We start from the raw sequence: 5,192 nt of genomic DNA, 5'->3' as shown, positions 1-5,192 counted from the left end.
TCGATTTCATAACCCAACTTTTGGACTTCGGCTGCTAGGTAAGCCTGATAAATCGTCCCTAAGTGTTTCTTATTCTGAAAAATTAGATCGTTGTCGTTGGCGTACCACTTGCCATTCTCTGCTTGAGTTAGGTTCATCACCAGCGCGTGAGTGTGTAGATGCGGATCGAGTTCGCGGCTCTCGATATGGTCGAACTGGGCGACAACTAGGTTGCTAGTTTTAATTTCTACTACATTTTTGTTATTTGTAATGCGAGTCTGAGCGTAACGTGCTTCGATTAATGCCAGAGTCTTCTCGACGGCGACGCGATGGGCGACTTCCAATCGAGTATCCCCGCCGACTAAGGCACTCAAGCTGACAGATTTAGGAGCTGAAAATGTAAAATCCGTACCCGCACGACGTTTTTCGGGGTCGCCTTTAGTACCCAAATATTTAGTCCCATCTGGCGATTTACCATAGCAGATGTTCTCAAAAGCTTCGCGATCGATTTCACCTTCTAAGCCAAGCGCAGATGCACCTTTGCCGAACCACCGAGTTTGCCCTAGATCGTAGTAGTCAGTGAAATACTGCACCCCTGTACTAGCTTTACAATTTTTTGCTGTTAGCATCCGTCTCTCTGTAACATTATCAAATTTATTTTTACTACGCTTAACTTTATCTTGAAGTTATTTTTAGTGTTAATTTCCCTCACACCTTTTATTATCGCCCAACTTACAGTTATTATAGTAAATGCGTACTGTGCGTAAAATTAAATCGAGATTACGTTGAAACTAGCCCCATTCAATGACCCATTCAGTGACCCCTATGAAATTTAGTATTTTAGGCTTGAGATAATACAACAGACCCATTGCATACCCATTAAATACCCATTAAATACCCATTAAATACCCACTGAATACCCATAAAAAAAGTAGTAAATTCAAGCTAACAAAATGCCAGATTGGAAATGGAGAGTTAACGAGGGCAAAGAATTAGAGAAGATTCTCTTTGAATATTTAAAAAGCTGTAGGCAAATGAAAGCAGACATAATGCAAGCTGTCGAGGCTTTTTATTTGCCCTATGCACTCAAGTACACAGGTGCTTCACCGCTAGAAATTCGGAAAGCTTACCAAAAATCGATCGACACCTTACAATCGAGAGTAAAAATTATGGCACTGGACGCGGGGATGTCCATAGAAGCGAGCGAAAATATCCGATCGGAGGTAAGTTTCGAGCGCATAAGTCCTGCTTCAGAAGATCGGCATCAGCTCAAAAAAGATGCAGTTGACGAAGTTGACAAAGCTGATGATGACTTGCCGATTAACCCGCTCAGGAAGATCGCTAAATTAGAGAAGTGAGGAGGATTAATTTCGTGGAATATCTGTACGCAGTCATAGATTACGGAAGTAGCGCGTTGAAAGTGATTTACAGTAAAGAACTCACCGACGCTCCTCAATACTTCATGATGCAGCCAGAGATCATCGAGGTTTCAATCGATGATGTGCAGGAGTATCGTAAAAACTTCAATTTAGATCCGGCTCGATATGCCTTTATTGGGACTAACGATCGTTACTATGCCACTGGGGAATTAGCCCAAGAGGTATTTCGCTCCACTTTGAACCTTACCGAACCAAAATCCAACAATGCGATCGGGCGTACTTTAGCGGCGATTACTGTAGCAGCTCAACTAGCTCAGATCGATGTCGGTAAAAAATTTAGACTGTTCCTTTCCTGTTTGCTTCCCGCTGGCGAGCTGGTAGATCGAGACATTCTCGAAGCAAATCTCAGGGAGGCGTTTAAAAACTTTGACACACCAATGGGCAGGTTGCAAATTAACCTCAAGTACTTTAATTGCCATCCTGAAGGTGGTGGATTGGCACTTTTTTATGAAGAGCATTGCGATTTAGCCGATCGTCAGTTAGGAGTAATTATGATGGGGCATCGGAATTCGAGCTGCTTTGTCGTACAAAATAGTGTTTATCGAAGGTTGCGTTCCACCGATCTTGGCTTCGCAACAATTGTCAACGATATTCAGCTCGCCACATCTGCATACAAAGACAAAACGATAACCGCAGCAGTGGCGACTTACCTCAGTCAGGAAGATGATAAAACCCCGCTGATAAAAATGTTACTGCGAAATAATCCAACCGCACGGGAACAGGAGCTAGACAAACTTCTCAAGGCGATCGATCTAGCCACCAGAAAATTTTGGAATTCATTCGTTCAGTGGTTGGCAATTCAGCTTCCACTCGATGAGATCGTTTTTGGTGGTGGGGTTGCCGAATTATTTAAACTAGAAATGCTCGACTATCTATCTGGTAAGCTACCCAATTTACCGGATAAAAATTGTCCGGCAATCTATTTACACGGTGGATTAGAGTATTCAGACAATACGCTTATTCCGACAGAACTACAAGCTAGATTCGCGGATGTGCAGTGCTTATGGGAAAAAGACATTATGCCAATCGCTAAGTCTTACTGGCTAAATGTATCAGAAAAAAATAAGTGAGTAACCAATTGGTTACTCACTCGTCCGACTACAAACCTTGCTCCTCAAGCCAGTTCATAGCTTCTTTACGAGCCAATTCCCACGCTTGCTGCCATTCTATACCCTTAAAATGCTACAGAATAAATTCGTCACAATTAAGCAGCTCACACAGTTTATCAATTTCTTCAGATGACAATTGAGAATAATCTTCAAAGTAGTCAGAAAACGCAGAATCGATTAGCTCAGATGGAGTAGATTGAAACAGGCGTAAAGCGGCTAAAACTGTCGCGATCGTTCGGTCGTTATTCAATGTCGGTCGCAATGAATATCCGTCAGAACTGGGCTTAACCTGATGCGTGACATAGCCAACATAAATATCTTCAACGTAATCTGCCCAAGAACTATCTTCTGGATCTTGACAATATGTGAGATCGGAATTTGCCTGAGCGATTGCTTCGGCTTGGGTAGAAAAGAAGCTCTGTTAGAGTCGAGGAGGGCTATTAAACCCTGCCCCTCTCTGTTCGATCTGTACGTGCGATTTTCACCGCATACAGCTCTCGATATTCTTAGCTTGCGCTTTGCTTATGCTAGGTTCAGATTTGCATGGTTCGTGTATTGCTACAACTTTACCTCTGCTACTCATATGCACGTAATTGTGACAGGATTCATGTATTGCGACAATATTCTTTTTGTTCCAATTATCGTGGTTTCCATCCGCATGGTGCAGATGTACCTTTTCTTCGCCTATGAAACTTAATCCACATGCGATGCACTTATGGTTTTGCTTTTTAATAGCTTCAGAGGTTAAACCGCAGTAGAGCTTACTTTTACGTCCGCTCCAGTAGCTTATATCGCCATCGTAAGGTGACTTGTCTCCCGAAACGTTGACGTATTTGTTTTCGGAGGTGGAAACTGCTGGGAATGCTCTGTCCAGTAATATTTTGCTGGTGTTGCGATTCTGTTTGGTTTCCTTGTTAAACACTTTAAATGCCCGCTTTTCGATGTGGCATAGAGAATTTCTCGACCCATCCATTTTGCAGTATTTGTGATAATTCCTCCATCCTCTGACCACTGGGGCTAATTTCTTCGCCTTTGCTGTGGCACCATAGTTCGAGTTGTTGACGATGTATTTTATTTTCTTACGGAATGTTTTGTAGTTGTCCGCTGAGGGAGTACTACGGAATTTACCGTTTTTCTGGACTAAAAAGTGCCATCCAAGAAAGTCGAAGCCATCTATCGTAGCAGTAATCTTGGTCTTACGTTCGCTGACGTTCATTCCTCGTTGTGCTAAAAATTCGCTGATTCGTTCTAGTGTTGCTTCTGCATCATCTTCGGGTTTAAGAATAATCACCATATCGTCCGCATATCGGATTGATGGCTCCGTGATTTTCCCCCACTTATCTTTCGACTTATGGACGCTCTCTATTCCATTGAGTGCAATATTAGCAAGCAGTGGGCTAACTACTCCGCCTTGTGGCGTTCCTTGGTCTGGAAATCCTATTTGAGTTCCAGCTTTTAGACATCGGAAGATACCGAGTTTTAGTCCTGCTGGAGCATTAAGGTTGTCCATGATTGCAGAGTGGTTAATCCGGTCGAAACATGCCTCGATATCTAATTCGATTACTCGTTTATTGATACCGTCACAATTGGAGCGTAGATTTTGGAATATAACTTTCTGCGCGTCGTGCGTAGACCGTCCTGTTCGGAATCCATAACTCCTTGCATGAAATGTTGCTTCGTGTGCTGGTTCGAGTGCAAATTTTGCTAGGCATTGCCACGCTCTATCCGCTATTGTAGGCACTTTAAGTATCCGTGTAGTTCCGTCTTTTTTAGGGATGGGAATTTCTCGTAACCCTTTGTGCTTCCAGTTGGTGTGATTTTTATTTAGCTCGGAGGCTAGTGTAAATCGTTCTTCAAATGAGAGGGATGCTTTACCGTCAACACCAGCCGTTTTCTTACCAGCATTTAACTGCGTTACTTGCCGAATGGCTAGTAGTTTAGCTGCTTGAGATTTTAGAATCAGTTTCTGTAAAGACCGCGCTTTCCGCTTGTCTCCTTCTCGAACTGCTTTATACACGCGCTTCTGTAGGCGAAAGAGTGTCTTCTGAAATCGTTTCCAGGGTAGGTTCTTCCAAGATTCACTAGTTGTTAAACTGTGTCTAATCATGCTCTGCATCCGTTTGTGTATTCTGAATACCTTGCGGCAATTACGCCGCATCCTACCCGCGTCTGAGGAGTTAATCCGCTCGTCCGGTCTACTGTAAGTGCGACCACTTACCGACCTCAAACACGTTTTTATTCGTTCCGTCCAATCGATTGATTGTCCCTTTAGATGTAGCCAATTCAACCGCCAGAACCCCATACTCTTGCCGTTATCAATCAGAAATACGGCGGGATACTAATCTCTGGCGAGGTCAGACTTAGGGATTGCGTCTGCCTACTGGTAGGTTGCTTTTTTAGGCTCGGTTTCACCATGGGGACTCGCTATTATCGCCAGTGTCATCTGCAATTGATGTCTGGTTGCGACCTGTTCCCAGCTTCACTCTTACGATTTCCGAGTCGTATCGGTGTGGGCAGATAAGCAGTCATCTTCGAGTTTAAGAGGAGGGACTTGCACCCTCATCAATTAGACAGTTCAAGCCTTGAGTTGCTACATGTCTGGTAGCCAGCTTGGAAGTATTATGTACGGACTTTCACCGTGATTCATACTTCAACGAATCGCACC

5 protein-coding genes are annotated in these 5,192 nt (G+C 43.5%); 2 read left to right on the top strand and 3 right to left on the bottom strand.

Going from position 1 to position 5,192, the window contains the following annotated elements:
- Nucleotides 1-608: MobF family relaxase (gene mobF / locus RMO52_RS07735; protein ID WP_310412572.1), on the bottom strand; the 608-nt coding region annotated here is incomplete at its 3' end.
- 405 nt (nucleotides 609-1,013) lie between these two features.
- Here mobF and RMO52_RS07730 point away from each other — a divergent pair.
- Together RMO52_RS07730 and RMO52_RS07725 are read left to right on the top strand one after the other, a co-directional pair.
- Nucleotides 1,014-1,337: a hypothetical protein gene (locus RMO52_RS07730; protein ID WP_310412569.1), complete on the top strand. Its 324-nt coding sequence runs from the start codon at nucleotides 1,014-1,016 to the stop codon at nucleotides 1,335-1,337.
- Between the two features lie 14 nt (nucleotides 1,338-1,351).
- Nucleotides 1,352-2,488 carry a ParM/StbA family protein gene (locus RMO52_RS07725; RefSeq protein WP_309744151.1) on the top strand — a complete coding sequence of 379 codons (1,137 nt, stop codon included), beginning with the start codon at nucleotides 1,352-1,354 and terminating at the stop codon, nucleotides 2,486-2,488.
- Nucleotides 2,489-2,600: 112 nt separating this feature from the next.
- Here RMO52_RS07725 and RMO52_RS07720 read toward each other — a convergent pair whose 3' ends face one another.
- On the bottom strand, nucleotides 2,601-2,777 hold the full coding sequence (locus RMO52_RS07720) for a hypothetical protein (protein ID WP_309744149.1): 177 nt from the start codon (nucleotides 2,775-2,777) through the stop codon (nucleotides 2,601-2,603).
- Nucleotides 2,778-3,008: 231 nt separating this feature from the next.
- Nucleotides 3,009-4,634, bottom strand: coding sequence for a reverse transcriptase domain-containing protein (locus RMO52_RS07715; RefSeq protein ID WP_310412575.1), 1,626 nt, complete (start codon nucleotides 4,632-4,634; stop codon nucleotides 3,009-3,011).
- Between the last annotated feature and the right edge of the window lie 558 nt (nucleotides 4,635-5,192).

It is taken from the genome of Chamaesiphon sp. OTE_8_metabat_110, assembly GCF_031382685.1.
Classification (GTDB): domain Bacteria; phylum Cyanobacteriota; class Cyanobacteriia; order Cyanobacteriales; family Chamaesiphonaceae; genus Chamaesiphon.
The sequence above is the reverse complement of the archived record's forward strand: the minus strand, read 5'-3'. Positions and strand labels throughout refer to the sequence as shown.

Bases quoted from the DNA above. Each gene is read 5' to 3' on its own strand.
- RMO52_RS07730 (WP_310412569.1), top strand. From the start codon at position 1,014: ATGAAAGCAGACATAATGCAAGCTGTCGAGGCTTTTTATTTGCCCTAT.
- RMO52_RS07715 (WP_310412575.1), bottom strand. From the start codon at position 4,634: ATGATTAGACACAGTTTAACAACTAGTGAATCTTGGAAGAACCTACCC.